At 75.0% G+C, this 18,375-nt stretch carries 14 protein-coding genes; 5 read left to right on the top strand and 9 right to left on the bottom strand.

All coding sequences use genetic code 11. From position 1 onward, the window contains the following. Positions 1-36 precede the first annotated feature (36 nt). Entirely contained in the window at positions 37-2,958 is a 2,922-nt protein-coding gene (locus tag K7787_RS24230) for a glycoside hydrolase family 48 protein (protein WP_223002930.1), read from the top strand. 78 nt (positions 2,959-3,036) lie between these two features. Here the strand turns inward: K7787_RS24230 and K7787_RS24225 are convergent, their stop codons facing one another. Both K7787_RS24225 and K7787_RS24220 read right to left on the bottom strand, forming a co-directional pair. Beyond that, positions 3,037-3,801 (bottom strand): class I SAM-dependent methyltransferase, encoded by a 765-nt coding sequence (locus K7787_RS24225; RefSeq protein ID WP_223002929.1) that lies wholly within the window; start codon positions 3,799-3,801, stop codon positions 3,037-3,039. A gap of 21 nt (positions 3,802-3,822) precedes the next feature. Next, a complete protein-coding gene (locus K7787_RS24220) occupies positions 3,823-4,128 on the bottom strand; it encodes a 4a-hydroxytetrahydrobiopterin dehydratase (protein ID WP_009191508.1) in 306 nt (101 codons plus the stop codon). Positions 4,129-4,291: 163 nt separating this feature from the next. Here K7787_RS24220 and K7787_RS24215 point away from each other — a divergent pair, with 163 nt between their 5' ends. Together K7787_RS24215 and K7787_RS24210 are read left to right on the top strand one after the other, a co-directional pair. Then, complete coding sequence (locus tag K7787_RS24215; RefSeq protein WP_009191507.1) at positions 4,292-5,128, top strand: helix-turn-helix domain-containing protein; 837 nt, start codon at positions 4,292-4,294, stop codon at positions 5,126-5,128. A 52-nt stretch (positions 5,129-5,180) separates the two neighbouring features. Beyond that, a complete protein-coding gene (locus K7787_RS24210) occupies positions 5,181-6,044 on the top strand; it encodes a Sco1979 family transcriptional regulator (protein WP_223002928.1) in 864 nt (287 codons plus the stop codon). Positions 6,045-6,148: 104 nt separating this feature from the next. On the opposite strand, the gene dnaK is transcribed toward K7787_RS24210, so the two are convergent. From dnaK to K7787_RS24190, 4 genes are all read right to left on the bottom strand, one after another. Beyond that, positions 6,149-8,026: a molecular chaperone DnaK gene (dnaK, locus tag K7787_RS24205; RefSeq protein WP_164388479.1), complete on the bottom strand. Its 1,878-nt coding sequence runs from the start codon at positions 8,024-8,026 to the stop codon at positions 6,149-6,151. A 235-nt stretch (positions 8,027-8,261) separates the two neighbouring features. Beyond that, positions 8,262-8,687 carry an OsmC family protein gene (locus K7787_RS24200; protein WP_009191504.1) on the bottom strand — a complete coding sequence of 142 codons (426 nt, stop codon included), beginning with the start codon at positions 8,685-8,687 and terminating at the stop codon, positions 8,262-8,264. 167 nt (positions 8,688-8,854) lie between these two features. Beyond that, complete coding sequence (locus K7787_RS24195) at positions 8,855-11,065, bottom strand: phage holin family protein (RefSeq protein ID WP_223002927.1); 2,211 nt, start codon at positions 11,063-11,065, stop codon at positions 8,855-8,857. An 889-nt stretch (positions 11,066-11,954) separates the two neighbouring features. After that, positions 11,955-12,383: a hypothetical protein gene (locus tag K7787_RS24190; RefSeq protein ID WP_164394665.1), complete on the bottom strand. Its 429-nt coding sequence runs from the start codon at positions 12,381-12,383 to the stop codon at positions 11,955-11,957. Between the two features lie 95 nt (positions 12,384-12,478). On the opposite strand from K7787_RS24190, the gene K7787_RS24185 reads away from it, so the two are divergent. Then, entirely contained in the window at positions 12,479-13,261 is a 783-nt protein-coding gene (locus K7787_RS24185) for an MBL fold metallo-hydrolase (protein ID WP_223002926.1), read from the top strand. Further along, entirely contained in the window at positions 13,261-13,902 is a 642-nt protein-coding gene (locus K7787_RS24180; protein WP_037726084.1) for a DedA family protein, read from the top strand. The genes K7787_RS24185 and K7787_RS24180 overlap by 1 nt, the downstream gene beginning before the upstream one ends. A 285-nt stretch (positions 13,903-14,187) precedes the next feature. Here K7787_RS24180 and K7787_RS24175 read toward each other — a convergent pair whose 3' ends face one another. The 3 genes from K7787_RS24175 to K7787_RS24165 all read right to left on the bottom strand — a co-directional run bounded on the left by K7787_RS24175 (position 14,188) and on the right by K7787_RS24165 (position 17,920). Next, complete coding sequence (locus tag K7787_RS24175) at positions 14,188-15,381, bottom strand: MBL fold metallo-hydrolase (protein ID WP_223002925.1); 1,194 nt, start codon at positions 15,379-15,381, stop codon at positions 14,188-14,190. Then, complete coding sequence (locus K7787_RS24170) at positions 15,378-16,628, bottom strand: aminotransferase class I/II-fold pyridoxal phosphate-dependent enzyme (protein ID WP_223002924.1); 1,251 nt, start codon at positions 16,626-16,628, stop codon at positions 15,378-15,380. Before K7787_RS24170 ends, K7787_RS24175 begins: the two co-directional genes overlap by 4 nt. Before the next feature lie 359 nt (positions 16,629-16,987). Then, positions 16,988-17,920 carry a hypothetical protein gene (locus tag K7787_RS24165; RefSeq protein WP_223002923.1) on the bottom strand — a complete coding sequence of 311 codons (933 nt, stop codon included), beginning with the start codon at positions 17,918-17,920 and terminating at the stop codon, positions 16,988-16,990. Positions 17,921-18,375: the final 455 nt, after the last annotated feature.

Here is an 18,375-nt window from a genome sequence, read left to right as displayed (position 1 = left end):
CACACCTTCTTCCGAGCCGCAAGGAGGGACCAGCACATGTTCCCCGCACACAGACCCAGACGCCGCTTGTCGCGGCGGCTGTGGACCGCCGTGGTGGCGGCCCTCGCACTCCCCACGACCATGCTGGCCACCGGTTCGGTCACGGCGCACGCGGCGGGACTCGCGTGCAGCGTGGACTACAGGACCAACGACTGGGGCTCCGGGTTCACCGCGGACCTGACGATCACCAACCGCGGCACGGACGCCGTCAACGGCTGGACCCTCGCCTACGGTTACTCGGGCAACCAGAAGCTGACCAACGGCTGGAACGGCAGCTGGTCGCAGTCCGGGCAGTCGGTCACCGTGAAGAACGCCTCCTACAACGGCACGATCGCCCCCGGCGCCGCGGTGAGCACGGGCGCGCAGTTCACCTACAGCGGCACGAACACCGCGCCGACCGGCTTCGCCGTCAACGGCACCACCTGCGCCGGCGCGCACCAGCCGCCGATCACCGTGCTCACCAGCCCGGCTCCCGGCGCCACCTACTCGCAGGGCGAGGCCGTGCCGCTCGCCGCGACCGCCGCGGCCGCCGACGACGCGACGATCACCAAGGTCGAGTTCTACGACGACACCACGCTGCTGGGCGCCGACACCACCGCGCCGTACACCTTCTCGGCCACCGGCCTCGCCGTGGGCGGCCACTCGCTGCTGGCCAAGGCCTACGACAGCCTGGGCGCCGCCGCGGAGTCCACCCCGGTCGGCGTCACCGTCGCCGCCGGCCCCGCCGTGGTCGCCTCGCCGACCCAACTCGGCGTCCAGCAGGGCAAGTCGGGCACTTTCGAGGTGAAGCTGTCCAAGCAGCCGAGCGCGAACGTGACGGTGAGCACGGCCCGTACGGACGGCAACACCGGGCTGGCCGTGACCGGCGGCTCCTCGCTCACCTTCACCCCGGCCAACTGGAACACCGCGCAGAAGGTGACGATCACGGCCGACGCCTCCGGGACCGGCTCGGCCACCTTCACCGCCTCCGCCGCAGGACACGCCAAGGCCACGGTCACCGTGACCGAACTGGCCGCGTCGAAGGCGTACGACGCCCGCTTCCTGGACCTCTACGGGAAGATCACCAACCCGGCGAACGGCTACTTCTCGCCCGAGGGCATCCCCTATCACTCGGTGGAGACGCTGATCGTGGAGGCGCCCGACTACGGCCATGAGACCACGTCGGAGGCCTACAGCTACCTGATCTGGCTGCAGGCGATGTACGGCAAGGTGACGGGCGACTGGTCCAAGTTCAACGGCGCCTGGGACATCATGGAGAAGTACATGATCCCCACCCACGCCGACCAGCCGACCAACTCCTTCTACAACGCGTCCAAACCGGCCACCTACGCGCCCGAGGCGGACACCCCGAACGAGTACCCGGCCAAGCTGGACACCTCCGTGTCCGTGGGTTCCGACCCGATCGCGGGCGAGCTGAAGTCCGCGTACGGCACGGACGACGTCTACGGCATGCACTGGATCCAGGACGTCGACAACGTCTACGGGTACGGCGACGAGCCCGGCATGTGCGAGGCCGGCCCGGCGGCCACCGGACCGTCCTACATCAACACCTTCCAGCGCGGCCCGCAGGAGTCGGTCTGGGAGACGGTCCCGCAGCCGACCTGCGACGCCTTCAAGTACGGCGGCAAGAACGGTTATCTGGACCTGTTCACCGGCGACTCCTCCTACGCCAGGCAGTGGAAGTACACCGACGCCCCGGACGCCGACGCGCGCGCCGTGCAGGCCGCGTACTGGGCGGACGTGTGGGCCAAGGCGCAGGGCAAGGGCGGTGACGTCTCCGCGACCGTGGGCAAGGCCGCGAAGATGGGTGACTACCTGCGCTACGCGATGTACGACAAGTACTTCAAGAAGATCGGCAACTGCACCGGTCCGTCGACCTGCGCGGCCGGCTCCGGCAAGGACGCCTCGCACTACCTGCTGTCCTGGTACTACGCCTGGGGCGGCGCCACCGACACCAGCGCCGGCTGGGCCTGGCGCATCGGCTCCAGCCACGTCCACGGCGGCTACCAGAACCCGCTGGCCGCGTACGCGCTCAGCTCCTACGCCGATCTGAAGCCCAAGTCGGCGACGGGCGCGAGCGACTGGGGCACGTCGCTCCAGCGGCAGCTGGAGTTCTACCGGTGGCTCCAGTCGTCCGAGGGCGCCATCGCGGGCGGCGCGACCAACAGCTGGCAGGGCCGCTACGCCACCCCGCCGGCCGGCACCCCCACCTTCTACGGCATGTACTACGACGAGGCGCCCGTCTACCACGACCCGCCGTCCAACCAGTGGTTCGGCTTCCAGGCCTGGTCGATGGAGCGCGTCGCCGAGTACTACCAGCAGACCGGGGACGCCAAGGCGAAGACCGTCCTGGACAAGTGGGTCAAGTGGGCGCTGGCGAACACCACCCTCAATCCGGACGGCTCCTTCCTGATCCCCTCCACGCTGAAGTGGTCGGGCAAGCCGGACACCTGGAACGCCGCCTCGCCCGGCGCCAACAGCTCCCTGCACGTCACGATCGCCGACTACACGAACGACGTGGGCGTGGCCGCCGCGTACGCCAAGACGCTGACGTACTACGCCGCCAAGTCCGGTGACGCGCAGGCCAAGTCGACGGCGAAGGCGCTGCTGGACGGCATGTGGGCGAACGACCAGGACGCCCTGGGCGTCGCGGTCCCGGAGACCCGCACCGACTACAGCCGGTTCGGCGACAGCGTGTACGTGCCGAGCGGCTGGACCGGCACCATGCCCAACGGCGACAAGATCGACTCCTCGGCCACCTTCTCCTCGATCCGGTCCTTCTACAAGAACGACCCGGCCTGGTCGAAGATCGAGGCCTACCTCAAGGGCGGGGCCGCCCCCGTCTTCACGTACCACCGGTTCTGGGCCCAGGCGGACATAGCCCTCGCCATGGGTTCGTACGCGGAGCTCCTCGAATAAGTCCCCGCTAAGGCTCCGCGTGCCGCACGCCGGGTGGACCCCCTTGCTGCTGGGGTCCACCCGGTCGTCGTGCCCGGCTCACCCCTCGGCGGGCTCGCCCTGCGCCGGCCGGCGGAAGGCGCGCAGGGTGAAGACCGGGTCAGGGCGGGGACGGTCCTGGTCGGGCAGCGCCGCGAGGCGGGCGGCGAACTCCTCGGCGAGCGGTTCACCCGGCGGCAGCGTGACGAACCAGCCGCGCCGCAGGTCCTCGACGGTGCTGCGGGGGCTGCGGCCCTGACCGACGCCCGGGAAGCGGGCCCGGCCGGCCAGCCGCAGGCCGTGCTCCGCGGCGTACCCGGCCACCTCGTCCCCGGCGTCGCGGGCGGCGCTGGGCGGCCGCGCGGCGAGGACGGCGTCGATGTCGCTGCCGACGTTGTGGCCGGCGGCCTTGTCGACGGTGGTGACCCAGACGCCGCCGGGCCTCAGCACCCGGGCGCACTCGGCGACCACCGCCCGCACGTCCTCGGCGGCGGGCAGCAGATGCAGCAGCCAGACGCTGGTGACCGCGTCGAAGCGCCCGTCCGGGAAGGGCAGCCGGCGGCTGTCGGCGCGGACGACGGCGCCGGGCAGCCGGGCGGCGGCCCTCAGGGTCATCGCGGGCGCCCGGTCGAGGCAGGTCACCCGCGCTCCGGGGCGGCCCGCGGCGAGGCGGCGGGTCACGATCCCGGTGCCGCAGCCGAGGTCCAGCAGCTCCCCCACCGTCTCGGGCAGCAGGCCGAGCACCGCCTCGGCCGCGGCGGCGGCACGCGGTTCGCCGCCGCGCAGGGCGTCGTAGCGTGCGGCTTCCTCGTCGTAGTCCAGCATGTCTCCCCCGTTCCGCGCGGGTCAGTGCGCGCCGTGGCCCGGCGCGAGGTCCTGGACCCGGCGGGCGAGCTGGAAGTCCTTCTCGGTGACGGCGCCGCCCGCGCTGTGGGTGTGCACGCTGACGGAGACCGTGTCGTACCCCAGGGTGAGATCGGAGTGGTGGTCCAGCTCCTCCTGCACCTGCGCGATGTGCACCACCATCGCCGTCGCCGCGAAGTGCGAGCCGAGCCGGTAGGAGCGGGTGAGCCGGTCCCCGTCCAGGGACCAGCCGGGCAGCTCGGCCAGCCGGTCCTCGATCTCCTTCTGCGACAGCGGTTCGACGGGCATGGGAGCACTCCCTCTGCGGTGACGGCGGGTCCGCGGCGCGCGGCCGCGGGTATGTGTTCAGCCTGCCACAGGAGCGCCGCCGCGTCCCCGCTCACCAGGGCCGGAGGGGACGCGGCCGGGCAGCGGCCGCGGAGCGGACGCCGGTTCGACTACGGTCAGGCGTATGACCACTGTCGCCACCGCTGCCGCCGCGCTTCCCACCGCCCCCGCCGGCCAGGGCGTCGGCCCGCTGCTGCGGGCCTGGCGCGAGCGGCGGCGGGTCAGTCAGCTGGAGCTGGCGCTGCGCGCCGACTCCTCGGCCCGGCACATCAGCTTCATCGAGACCGGCCGCTCCCGCCCCAGCGAGGAGATGGTGCTGCGGCTGGCCGAGCACCTGGACGTGCCGGTGCGCGAGCGCAACGCGCTGCTGCTGGCCGCCGGTTATGCCCCGCACTACCCGGAGACCCCGCTGGACGCGCCCGCGCTGGGCGCGCTGCGGGAGGGTCTGGAGCGGCTGATCCTCGGCTACGAGCCGTATCCGGCGCTGGTGGTGGACGCCCGCTACGACGTGGTGACGGCCAACCGGGGCATCACCATGCTGCTGGAGGGCGTCCCGGAGGCGCTGCTCGCGCCGCCGCTGAACGCGATGCGGCTGACCCTGCACCCGGAGGGGCTCGCGCCGCGCATCCGCAATCTGCGCGAGTGGCGCGGGCATCTGCTGGCGCAGATGGAGCGGCAGATCGCGCTGCACCGCTCCCCGGCCCTGCGGGAGCTGTACGAGGAGGTGGCCGCGTACCCGGTCCCGGAGAACGGCTCGGGCCTGTCGGAGGAACCGGCCCGTGACGTGCCGTACTTCGCGCTGCCGATGCTGATCGAGCACGACGGGCGGACGCTGTCGTTCGTCTCCTCGATCTCCACCTTCAACACGCCCATGGACGTGACGGTGGCCGAGCTGGCCATCGAGACGTTCCTGCCCGCCGACCCGGCGACCGTCAAGTACCTTCACTCGATGATCCCTTGAGACGCTGTGTCACACTGATCCGCGTACTTCGGCGCGTATGGGGAGGCGTGGCGTGAGTGAGCGGCGGCCGGCGCCGACGGTGGGCCAGGTGGTGCTCGGCAGACGGCTTCAGGAGCTGCGGGACGCGGCGGGCCTGACCCGGGAGGAGGCCGCGCGCGTGCTGCGGGTCGCCCCGGCGACCGTGCGGCGCATGGAGCTGGCCGAGGTCGCCCTCAAGATCCCTTACGTGCAGGTGCTGTTGGAGACGTACGGGGTGGGCGAGGAGGAGGCGGCCGCGTTTGTGCGGCTGGCCGAGGAGGCCAACCAGCCCGGCTGGTGGCAGCGTTTCCACGACGTGCTGCCGGACTGGTTCAGCCTGTACGTGAGCCTGGAGGGCGCCGCCCGGCTGATCCGCTCCTACGAACCGCACTTCGTGCCGGGGCTGTTGCAGACCGAGGAGTACGCGCGCGCCGTGCTGGAGGCGGGGACGGTCGGGCAGTCCGGGCGGGAGTCGATCGAGCGGCACGTGTCGCTGCGGATGGCCCGCCAGGAGCTGCTGGAGCGGCCGGACGCGCCGCATCTGTGGGTGGTCGTCGAGGAGACGGTGCTGCGCCGGCCGGTGAGCCCGCGCGGCGAGGTGATGCGCGGACAGCTGGACAAGCTCCTCGAACTCACCGAGCGGGACCGGGTGACGGTCCAGATCGCCGAGTTCGCCGACGGGCCGCACCCGGGGACGTACGCGCCGTTCACGCTGTTCCGGTTCGCCGAGCCGGAGTTGCCGGACCTCGTCTACACCGAGTACCTGACCGGCGCGCTGTATCTGGACTCGCGCGCCGAGGTCGCCGCGCACCTGGAGGTGCTGGACCACATGACGACCCGTGCGGCGTCGGCCCAGCGCACCCGCGAGCTGCTGCGGGAGTGTCGCGAGGGTTACTGAGCCGCAGGGGCTGCTGAGCCGCGAACGCTCTTGAGCCGGTCCGGGCGACTCCGGTCTCCCTTTCGGCGGCTCGCATTCCGCCTTCCTGCGGCTCCGGTTCCGGGCTATGCGGCGCCGCCCTTGGTGTCGCGGTCGTCGTCGACGATCTCGGCGTCCACCACGCCCTCGTCGTCCTGCCCGGGGGGCCGGTCCCGCGGCTGTTCGCCGCCGCCCGCGTCCTCGGGCGACTGCTGGGCCTGCGCGTACATCGCCTGGCCCATCCGCTGGCTGACGGTGGCCAGTTTGTCGGTCGCGGCGCGCAGGGCGGCCGTGTCGGCGTTCTGCTCCAGCAGGGCCTTCACCTCCGCGATGGCCGACTGCACCTCGCCCTTGGTGTCGGCGGGGACGCGGTCGCCGTTGTCGGTCAGGAACTTCTCGGTCTGGTAGGCGAGTTGTTCGGCCTGGTTGCGGGTCTCGGCAGCCTCGCGGCGCTTGCGGTCCTCCTCCGCGTACTGCTCGGCCTCGCGCATCATGCGGTCGATGTCGTCCTTGGGCAGGGCGGAGCCGCCGGTGACGGTCATCTTCTGCTCGCGGCCGGTGGCCAGGTCCTTGGCGGAGACGTGCATGATCCCGTTGGCGTCGATGTCGAAGGCGACCTCGATCTGCGGCACTCCGCGCGGGGCCGGCGGCAGGCCGGTGAGGTCGAAGACGCCGAGCTTCTTGTTGTAGGCGGCGATCTCGCGTTCGCCCTGGTAGACCTGGATGCCGACCGAGGGCTGGTTGTCGGCGGCGGTGGTGAAGATCTCCGAACGCCGGGTGGGGATCGTGGTGTTGCGCTCGATCAGCTTGGTCATGATGCCGCCCTTGGTCTCGATGCCGAGGGACAGCGGGGTGACGTCGAGCAGCAGGACGTCCTTGACGTCGCCGCGGATCACACCGGCCTGGAGAGCGGCGCCCACGGCCACCACCTCGTCGGGGTTGACGCCCTTGTGCGGGTCCTTTCCGGTGAGGTCGCGCACCAGCTCGGTGACGGCGGGCATCCGGGTGGAGCCGCCGACCAGGATCACGTGGTCGATGGCCGACAGCTCGACCTTCGCGTCCTTGACCGCCTGGTGGAACGGCTTCTTGCAGCGGTCCAGCAGATCGGCGGTCAGCTCCTGGAACTGGGCGCGGGTGAGCTTCTCGTCCAGGTGCAGCGGGCCTTCGGCGGAGGCGGTGATGTAGGGCAGGTTGATCGAGGTCTCGGTGGACGAGGACAGCTCGATCTTCGCCTTCTCGGCGGCCTCGCGCAGCCGTTGCAGCGCCATCTTGTCGTTGCCGAGGTCGACGCCGTACTGCCCCTTGAACCGTTCGACCAGGTGCTCGACGATCCGCTGGTCCCAGTCGTCGCCGCCGAGGCGGGTGTCGCCGTTGGTGGCCTTGACCTCGATGACGCCGTCGCCGATCTCCAGCAGGGACACGTCGAAGGTGCCGCCGCCCAGGTCGAAGACGAGGACGGTCTGCTCCTCGCCCCGGTCCAGGCCGTAGGCGAGCGCGGCGGCCGTGGGCTCGTTGATGATCCTGAGCACCTTCAGGCCGGCGATCTCCCCGGCCTCCTTGGTCGCCTGCCGCTGCGCGTCGTCGAAGTACGCCGGCACGGTGATCACCGCGTCGGTGACGTCCTCGCCGAGGTAGGCCTCGGTGTCCCGCTTCAGCTTCTGGAGCACCCGCGCGGACAGTTCCTGCGCCCGATAGCGGGTGCCGTCGACCGAGCCCTGCTCGGGGAAGCGCCAGTGCGCGTCGCCCATGTGCCGTTTGACCGAGCGGGCGGTGCGGTCCACGTTGGTGACCGCCTGCCGTTTGGCGACCTCGCCGACCAGCACCTCGCCGTTCTTGGCGAACGCCACCACCGACGGCGTGGTCCGCGCCCCCTCGGCGTTGGCCACGACCGTGGGCTCGCCGCCCTCCAGGACGGCCACCACCGAGTTCGTCGTCCCGAGATCGATCCCGACCGCACGTGCCATCGTCGTCCCCTTCCGCCGTTCGTCGCCGGGCGTCGTCCCCCGTCTCCAGCCCAGGACGGGAGCGGGCCGTTGTCAATGCCGGGTACCCCGGCGGACGCGACTGCCGGGTACCCCGGCGGGGGCGTACGACGATGCCGCGCACCCCGGGGTGCGGGGGCGCGGCATCGGGGGGCGGTCGTCCCGTGTCCGGGACGGGCCGGGCCGCCTCGTGCGGCGGGGTGCCGGACGGGGCGCGTCAGGCGAGCTTGGCGTCCAGGGTGATGGTGGTGCCGGTCAGGGCCTGGCTGACCGGGCAGTTCTTCTTGGCGTCCTCGGCGGCGGCGACGAAGGCGTCGTTGTCGATGCCGGGCACGGTGCCCTCGACGGTGAGGTGGATGCCGGTGATGCCCGTGCCCGGCTGGAAGGTCACGTCGGCCTTGGTCTCGATCTTGGTGGGCGGGGTGCCGGCGCCGGCCAGGCCGTGCGAGAGCGCCATGGAGAAGCAGCTGGAGTGGGCGGCGGCGATCAGCTCCTCGGGGCTGGTCTTGCCGTTCGCCTGCTCGGCGCGCGACGGCCAGGACACCGGCTGCTCACCGATGCCGGAGGAGTCGAAGGTCACGACGCCGTTGCCCTCGAGCAGGTTGCCTTCCCAGACGGTGTGAGCGGTGCGCGTAGTTGCCACGGTGTGATCCATACCTTTCGCCTTGGGACCCGTTGCCGGGGTTCCGTCGCCCCCATCCGATCACATCCCGGGCGCGCGGACGCGGTGAACGGGGCGGCGACGGGGGCGTTTCGGGAGGGTACGGGCGGCCTGGTCCGGTATGGGCGGCCGGTGCGGTCCGGGGGCGGTCAGGCGGCCCGCTCCTCCGTCTCGGCGTCCGTCTCCGCGTCCGTCTCCGATGTCCCCGTCGCAGGTGTCGCCGCTTGCGGCGTGCCCGCTGCCGGCGTCTCCCCTCCGAGCGCCCCCGCTCCCGGCGTCCCCGCTGCGCGCGGCGTCTCCGCTTCCGTCTCCGGTGCGGCCTGGGCCGGGACCCGTGGGGGTGCGGCCGCCTCGGTCAGCCAGCGGCGCAGGACGCGGTGGATCTCCTCGGCGCCGACGAGTTCCGTGTCCTCGGGGACGGGCGGGGAGCACAGCAGCGGGGACAGCAGGAAGGGGCGGGACTGCGCGCCGCCGAGGCCGCCGTGCGAGCCGATCTGCTCCTCGAAGGCCAGCACCTCGCCGTCGGCCGGGTCGTGGCTGGAGTTGACCATGATGTCGGCGGTGTGCGGGAAGGAGTGGGTGCGGCGGACGGCGTCGGCCGCACCGGGGCCGAACACGGCGAGCGGCCCGGGGTCGGCGTCGAGGTCGGCGAGCGGGATGCGCGCGCCGCGGGCGCCGAGGACCACGCCGCCGTGCTCCTCGCTGCGTACGAGCAGGAAGCCGATGCCGGGGTGGTTGGCGAGGGTGGGCAGCAGCGCGGGGTGCCGGGCGGCGATCTCCTCCTCGCTCATCCGGTGCGGCACGTCCGGGAACGAGACCAGGCCGAGGTTGCCGGAGGCCAGCACGACCGGCTCGGGGCGGCGGGCGGGGCGGTGGTGCTCGGCGCCCTCCTCCACCGGGCGGCGCAGCGCGGCCCGGACGGCGGCCCGCGCCTCGGCGCCGCTGCGGGTCCGCCGGGCGCGGCGCGGCACGGGCAGTCCGCAGCCGGCCCGGACCAGGTCGCCGAGGGTGAGGCCGTAGCGGGCGCGGAAGGTCTCGCCGGGGCTCTGCCCGTGGTCGGACAGGACGACGATCCGGTACGGGCGCGGGGCGTGCTCGGCGACCTTCTCGATCAGGGCGAGGGCGCGGTCCAGGCGGCGCAGCACCTTCGCGGCGTCCCGGCTGTGCGGTCCGGAGTGGTGGGCCACCTCGTCGTAGGCGACCAGGTCGGCGTAGACGACGGAGCGGCCGGCCAGCAGGTCGCCGACGACTGCGGCGACGACGACGTCGCGTTCGACGACGGTCGCGAAGGCGCGGATCAGCGGGTAGAGGCCGCCGCGCGAGACGCGGGGGCGCTGTTTGCGCAGCCGGGCGCGCAGCGACTGGCCGATCTCGCGGCCGGTCTCGGCGATGAAGGACAGGGCGGTGCGGACGGCGTTGGCCGGGTCGGAGAAGTAGGCGAAGTAGCCGGCGCGGGAGCGGGTGCCGGGGCCGCGGCGCGCCGAGACGGACAGGACCAGGGCGGATTCGCCTGCGCCGCCGCTGAAGAGGTTGCCGCGGCTGGCGCCGTCGTCGGCGAGCAGTCCGCCGTGGCCGGTGCGGGCGACGGCGCGGCGCTGGAGTTCCACGGCGCTGGTCGGCCGGTTGCAGACCATGACCTCGCCGGCGTCCTTCTCGTACCAGCGGAAGGCGGGGACGTCGTGGTTGGTGCCGTGCAGGATGCCGAGCTGGCTGGCGCCGGTCTGGCTGGACCAGTCGGTGCGCCAGGGGGTGAGGCGGTGCGTGGGCGGGGCGGTCGCCCGGTCCGGGGACGCCGCCCGGTCCGGGGACGCCGCCCGGTCCGGGCCGGTGCCGAGCCAGCGGGCCACGGTCGGCATCAGCCCCTGGTCGACGGCGTCCCGCAGCACGTCATGGCCGACGCCGTCGAGCTGGACGACGGCCGTGCCGGGCGTGGTGGAGCACGGCGGCAGGGTTCTGCCGCGGCGCAGGGCGAGGCGGTGCAGACGGCTGCGGTAGGCGTCGTCGTCGCGGACGGCGAGGGCCGCGCCGGTGGCGGAGGCGACCGCGGACATCACGGCGGCCACGATGACGGCGGTCTCGGGGGCCGCCTCGGGCCGGCCTGAGGGGCTCAGGCGCAGGGCGAGCAGGAGCAGCGAGCCGTTGAGGAAGAAGACCAGCAGGCCGAGCACGAGCGCGGGCACGAGCAGCAGCAGCCGGACGAGCAGCGGCCAGACGACGGCGGAGAGCACGCCGAAGGCGCCGGCGCCGAGGGCGGCGGTGACGGCGATGGTGGTCGCGCTGTCGCCGTCGGGCGACTGGAGCTGGAAGTCCGGCAGGATCCCGGCGAGCACCAGCATAGTGACCGTGGACACGGCCCACACGGCGACGCTCCGCCCGACCTGACTGGCGACCCGCCGCCACCGCCCGCGACCCACGACACACCTCACGTCCCGACCCGGCCCTCCGCACGGGCCCGGTCCAGCTTGTCATACGGACGGCGGAGGGCGGTCCGCGCGAGCGGACCCCGCGGGCCGCCGCGGGCCGCTGTCGCGGCCGGAGGCCGCCGGTCACCGGTCACCGGCCGCCGGTCGCCGGTCGCCGGTCGGCCACCGCCGTGGCCGGGGCCGCAGGCCGCCGCCGTGGCCCGCCGGGCCAAGGGCCGCCGGTCACCACGGGCCGCCGCCGGGGACGGGTCCCGTCGGCGACGCCGAGGCCGGCCGGGCCGGGGCCGCCCGTCGCCGCAGGCCGCCGCTATGGCCGCAGGCCGATGCCGGGGCCGCAGGCCGCCGCCGGGCCGAGGGCCGTCGGTCGCCACGGGCCGCTGCCGGGGACGGGTCCCGTCGGCCGACGCCGAAGCCCGCCGGGCCAAGGGCCGCCGGTCGCCGCTATGGCCGGGGCCGTCGGTCGCCGCAGGCCGATGCCCGGGCCGGGCCCCGCCAGCCGACGCCGAAGCCCGCCGGGCCAAGGGCCGCCGGTCGCCGCAGGCCGACGCCGGGGACGGGTCCCGTCGGCCGACGCCGAGGCCGGCCGGGCCGTGGCGTCGGTCGCCGCAGGCCGACGCCGAGGGCGGGGGCGGGCCCCGCCAGCCGACGCCGTGGCCCGCCGGGCCAGGGGCCGTCGGTCGCCACGGGCCGCCGCCAAGGCCGGGGGCCCGCCGGGCCGGGGGGGCGTCGGGCCGGGGCGTCGGTTGCCGTCGGCGGCATCCGGTCCGGATCGTCGGCGTGCCCACCGCCGGGGCGGGGCCGTCGGTCGCGGTCCCGGCCGGGGCCGTCAGTCTCCGGAGTAGCCGGCCGTGGGCATGGACAGGCGGCGGTGGACCCGGGCCTTCATCTGGGCGTCGTAGCACGGCTCGGCCTGGCCGACCGTCTCCACGCGCACCCCGCGGCGCGCGCACTCCGCGGTGAACTCCTCCACGGAGGACAGCGCGCGCTCCAGCACGCGCCGGCTGGGGGCGACGAACAGGTCGACGCCGGGCCGGACGCCGTCCCACAGCGCGGTGTGGTCGATGCGCAGGCCGCGTACGAGCAGCTCACGGGCGACCACGTAGCCGCGTTCGGCGGCCCACCGGGCGCACATCGCGTGCTGGCCGCGGGAGTCCACGAGGAAGGGCTCGTCGTTCAGCTCCTCCAGGGGCGTCAGGCTGGCGATCGCCGTGACGCGGACCGGTGTCGCGGCGGTCCCGCCGCGGGGATCGGGCATTTCTCCCATGGCGTCCCCCTCACCTCCGGGTTTTCGCCGCCGACCCTACCCCTGCGCGTAGGGTCGGGGGGAGTCGCGCGAAGGAGGCGAAGAAGGTGCCGGTGGAGATCACCTGGTGGGGTCACGCCACGTGCACGATCGAGGATTCGAACGTACGCGTACTGACCGATCCATTGTTCGCCCGCCGCCTGGCCCATCTACGGCGCCGCCAGGGCGCGCTGCCGCCGCCGGACGCCTGGCAGGCGGACGTGGTGCTCGTCTCCCACCTGCACGCCGACCATCTGCACCTGCCCTCGCTGGCCCGGCTCGCGCCGGGCACGCGCCTGCTGGTGCCCCGGGGCGCACCACGGGCGGTACCGGGGCTGCGCCGGCTCGGACGGCCGGGCCGTCTGCGGATCACCGAAGTCGCGCCCGGCGACCGGGTCGAGGTCGGCGCGGTGACGGTCCGGGTGGTGCCCGCCGCGCACGACGGACGGCGCCTGCCGCTCGGCCCGCACCGCTCCCCCGCGCTCGGCTACGTCGTCGAGGGCCGGGCGCGGACGTACTTCGCCGGGGACACCGGCCTGTTCGAGACGATGGCCGAGGAGGTCGGGCCGGTGGACGCGGCGCTGCTGCCGGTGGGCGGCTGGGGGCCGTACCTCGGCGAGGGGCACCTGGACGCGGGGCGCGCGGCGCAGGCGCTGGCCCGGCTCGCGCCGCGCACCGCCGTGCCGGTGCACTACGGCACGTACTGGCCGATCGGGATGGACGCCGTGCGCCCCCACGAGTTCCACACGCCGGGCGACGAGTTCGTGCGCCATGCCGCGCTGCGCGCGCCGGGCGTGGCGGTGCACCGGCTGGCGCACGGCGGAAGCGTGCGCCTGGAGGTCGTACGGTGATGCGACTGGCGGCCGCCGTGACCGCGGTGGTGCCGACGGAGACCACCCAGCAGGCGTTCGGGTACCCGTCGCTGTTCCTGCTGGTGCTGATCGGGGCGCTGGTGCCGGTGGTGCCCACCGGGGCCCTGGTCTCCTCGGCGGCGGTGGTCGCCGTGCACCGTACGGCGCCCGTCTCGCTGGCGCTGGTGTTCGTGACGGCGTCGCTGGCCGCGTTCTGCGGGGACGCGGCGCTGTACTGGCTGGGGCGGCGCGGACTGGGCTCGAAGAACGGCTCGCGCTGGCTGGAGGCGATCCGCTCCCGGGCTCCGGAGGACCGGCTGGAGCAGGCGCAGCGCAAGCTCGCCGACCACGGGGTGGCGGTGCTGGTGCTGTCCCGGCTGGTGCCGGCCGGGCGCATACCGATCATGCTGGCCTGTCTGCTGGCGCAGTGGCCGCTGCGCCGGTTCTCCCGTGGCAATCTGCCGGCCTGCCTGGCCTGGACGGTGACGTACCAGGTGATCGGCATCCTCGGCGGCTCCCTGTTCGAGGAGCCCTGGGAGGGCGTGGCCGCCGCGGTCCTCCTGACGGTGCTGGTGGGCGCGGCGCCGAGCGCCTGGCGGCGGATACGGCAGTGGACGCCGGCGCACCGGTCGTCGAACTGAGCGGGGCGCGCGGCGCGCAGGGGGCGGCGACCGGCGGCCGAGGGTGCGCCGGCTCACGCGGGGGGGTGCACATCACGTGGTGGTGTGCGCCCGGTGGTGCACGTCCCCGTGGTGCACCTCCGGTCGTGCGCGTCCGTGATGCACGCGACAGGCGCGCACGCCGGCGTGTGCCGCCTGGGCGCGCCTGGCCCGGCGCGCGGCGCGGGCGCGCAGGGGCGGGCGCGCCCGTCGGCCACGGCGCCGGTCTGTGCGGGGTGGGCAGTGCGGTGGGCAGTGGGGTGCGGTTCAGTCCAGGACGCGGGACGCGCCCACCGGCAGGTCCCACAGGTCCTCGCGGGGCAGGCCCGCCTTCTCCCAGGCGGCCCGGACCCGGATGAGGGGTTCCAGGACCGGTTCGGCGGACAGGACGAAGGTGCCCCAGTGCATGGGGGCCATCCGGCGGGCGCCGAGGTCCTGCGCGGCCTGGACGGCCTCCTCCGGATCGCAGTGCACGTCGCTGAGCCACCAGCGCGGGTCGTACGCGCCGATGGGGAGCAACGCGAGGTCGATGCCGGGGTAGCGGGCGCCGATGCGGGAGAACCAGTGGCCGTAGCCGGTGTCGCCGGCGAAGTGGACGCGCTGCCCGTCGGGGGCGGTGAGCACCCAGCCGCCCCACAGGCTGCGGCAGGTGTCGGTCAGGGTCCGCTTGGACCAGTGGTGGGCGGGCACGAAGTCGAAGCGGACTCCGGAGAGTTCAGCCGCCTCCCACCAGTCCAGCTCGGTGACGCGGGTGAACCGGCGGCGCCGGAACCAGCGGCCGAGCCCGGCGGGCACGAACACCGGGGTGTCGCGCGGCAGTCGGCGCAGGGTGGGCGCGTCCAGGTGGTCGTAGTGGTTGTGGCTGATGACGACCGCGTCGACGGGCGGCAGCGCACTCCAGGGCACGCCGACGGGGGTGATGCGGGCGGGGGTGCCGATGATGCGGCGCGACCAGACCGGGTCGGTCAGCACGGTCAGCCCGCCGATCCGCACCACCCAACTCGCGTGCCCCGCCCAGGTGACGGCGACGGTGCGGGCGTCCACGCGAGGCAGCGGGCCGGGTTCGCAGGGCAGCAGCGGGATGTCGGCGAGGCCCTCCTTGTCCGGCCGTACCGCGCCCTCGCGGGCGAACCGGGCCAGCGCCTTCAGACCGGGCAGCGGGGCGGTGAGCCGGTCGTGAAAGCTGCGCGGCCACATCCGGCGCTCCCCCAGCGGCCGGGGCGCGGCGGGCGGCGGGCACGGCGCGGGGCCGGACGGGGACGGGGATGTGGACGGGGATGTGGACGGAGGCGCGAGCGTGGCCGCGTCCACGGGCGACGGGGCGTCCGGTCTCCGGGCGGTCGCGGACACCGCCGGGGCGGCGGCCGGGGCGGTCCTCGTCGGGGCGGTTCCCTCCGGGGCCGGGGCGGTCCTCGTCGGGGCCGCGGTGGTGGTCGTGGTCGGCTCGGACTGCTGCGTCATCGGGGATGCTCCCATCGCTGAGCGTCGTCGCGAAGTTCGTCGAAGACCGACTTCCAGGAGATCAACGAGGCATGCACGTACGGCAGTTCCAGCGGCGCGGGCGACCGCAGGCACGCCAGGCGCTCCTCGTCGGAGCCGCCGAGCAGCGCCCCCGTGGACAGCCGTACGCGCAGCGCGGCGAGGTCGTCGCCGAAGCGGTGACCGCCGGGCGCGGGCGCGGCCAGCCGGGCGCCGAGGAACTCCTCCAACTCCTGCGCGTCGCCGACGCCGCGGGCGACGAGCGCGGGGCGCAGCGGGCCGAGGTCGGCGTAGAGGTGGCGGCCGGCCCGCGGGGGCCGGGACAGCGCGCCCGCGCCGACCACGACGGCGTGCGCGGCGCGCGCCAGGCGCGCGTGCAGGCGCACGCTGGCGGCCACGCGCTCGGTGACGGGGTCGGGTTCGTCCAGCGCCCAGGCGGCCGCTGCGGCGACCGGTTCGGCGATCCGGGCGTCCAGCGCGGTGAGCACGTCGAGCACGCGCGCGTGCAGCGCGCCGCCGGTCGGCCCGGCCGGGAAGCGGGCGATGGCGGCGGGCCAGCCGCCGGGCAGGAACGCCCCGGCCAGGTCGGTGACGACGGTGACCCGCTCGGGCAGCATCTCGGCGGGGCTCACCAGCACCGTCTCCCGCGGCGCGTGCACGGTGTCGCGCCAGGTCTCGTCGCTGACCAGGTGCAGCCCCTCGCCCGCGGCGGCCTCGACGGTCTCGTGCAGCAACTCGGGCGGGGCGACGGTGGCGGTGGGGTCGTCGGCGACGGACAGGACCAGCAGCCGCGGGTCGCCGCCCTCCGCGCGGACCCTGCGCACGGTCTCCAGCAGGGCGTACGGATCGGGTACGCCGCCGGACTCGGCCGGGGTGGGCACGGAGAAGGCGGGCCTGCCGAGCAGGCGCGCGTACGGCGCCCACCAGGCGGCGCAGGGGCGGGGCACCAGGACGTCGCCGCCGAGGGCTGCGGTCAGGGCGAGCAGCAGCGCGGGGGCGCCGGGGGCCGCCGCGAGCTGGTCGGGGCGGGCGGCCAGGCCGCGGCGCAGCCAGTAGCCGCCGGCCGCGTCCAGGAGTTCGGGGCAGCCGCCGATCGGCCTGTCGCGGATCCGGCCGGCGGCTCCGGCGAGCGCGGCGGACAGCTCGGGCAGCACCGGCAGCCCGTCCTCGGGCAGGGCCGACGGCCCGTAACGGACGGGGCCGTACCCTTCCCGCTCCGTCCGCCGCATGGGTACCTCCGCGCAGTCCCTGATGCTGTGTCCTGTTCGCCGGTGCGATGTCTTGCCGCCCTGGGGGGCGTGTCCTGCGGGGACGCGTCCCGGGGGGCCGGGTGCCGGTGGCCGCGTCCCGAGGTCCGCGTCCCGTGGGTCCGCGTCCGGTGGGCCCGCTGCGGGCCTTCGCCGCGGTCCGCCGCTGGGTGCGTCGCCCGCGTGGGGGCCCACCGGGGGCGGTCGCGTCCGTACGGCGAGGACCGGTACGGCCGGGATCACTCCCTCGGCGGTGCGGGTACCCCGCCGGAGGGCGTCCCATGGGTCACGGGAGTTACGGGGGTTACGGGGACGGTGCGTGTCCCTGGCGCGCCCGGTGCTCAGTCGTCCGCTCTTCGTCGGCGCCACACACGGTGCGCCGCACCGCACAGGGCCGCCGCGATGAGCGCGCCGCCGCCGATCAGCGCGGGCAGGGACGCGGTGAACGAGCCGCCGGTACCGGCCTGCACTCCGTGCTGGGCCGCGGACCCGGAGCAGTCCCTGCCGCCCCCGTCGGCGCAGTCGCGCCCGGGGTCACGGGTGGCCGGTGGCCGCGCGGGATCTCGGGATGCGGTGCCGGCCCCCTCGTCACGGCCCGGGGGACGGGAGGGCGGACGGGTGGACTGACCGCCCGCCGGGTCGGGTGCGGCCGGGGCCGCCGTGCGGGAAGGCGTGGCCGCGGGGGCACGGGCCGGGTCGTAGCCGGACGGAGCCCGGGCTGCGTCCCCGGCGGGGTCGTCCCCGGCGGGGTCGTCGCGGGCGGCGGGGTCCTGGCCGACGGAGTCCTGGCGGGCGGGGTCGTTGGCGAGCGTGTCCTGGAGGATCGGGTCCTGGGAAAGATCCTGGATCTCGTCGTCGGAGACGTCGTCGCCGGAATCACCGGGGGCGGCCCGCCGCGCGGCGGCCCGTTCCCGCTCGGCGCCGTCCCCGGCCACGGCCGGACAGGAACCGGGCTCCGTGCCGTGGGCGGCGAGCGGCTCGGGCGCCGCGAGGTCGCCGGCCGGCGCGCAGGCGGCGCGGGGAGCGAGGGTGCCGGCCGGGGCGGATGCGTGCCGGAGAGCGACGGTGCCTGCCGGGACAGCCGCCCGTCGGAGGGCGACGGCGGAGGCCGGAGGGGACGCGTGCCGGAGGGCGGCGGCGCCGGTCCGGCCGAGGGTGTTCGGGTGTGGTGCGGACTCGGTGGCCGGGGCCGCGTACGCGGTCGTCGCGGCGGAGCCCGCTATGAGGCCGGCCAGGACGGCGGCGGACAGGGCACGGGGGCTTGTTCGGCGCATGGGCTGGGCTCCTCGGACGGGCGGTGCGGGGGCACGGGGTTCGCGTGCCCCCGGCTGTCATCACAGCCCCTCACGCCACGGCCCGCGCGCGGCCGAGCCCCATTGGCGGGACACCGACGACCTATCGGGTGACACCGACGCCCCAGCAGCCCCACGCCCCGCCCGTCCCGCCGGCCCCCGAACCTCCCGGGCTCGGGAACGGCCGGGGCGGACGGAACGGCCGGACCCGGCGGGCGGCAAGCCCGACACCCCCGCCCGCTTCGCCGGACCACCAACCCCCGGCACACCGACACGACGACAACACGCAGGACCGGGGAGCCGCAGACGCCGCAGGCGGGGTTGGGCCGCAGGCCGCCGCCGGGCCGAGGCGGACACCGGACGCAGGCGAACGCCGGGCCGCAGCACGGGCACCGGGCCGCAGCACGGGCACCGGGCCGCAGCACGGGCACCGGGCC

The organism is Streptomyces sennicomposti, from assembly GCF_019890635.1.
GTDB lineage: Bacteria > Actinomycetota > Actinomycetes > Streptomycetales > Streptomycetaceae > Streptomyces > Streptomyces sennicomposti.
Note: the sequence above shows the minus strand (reverse complement) of the source record. Positions and strands in the feature narration are given on the sequence as shown.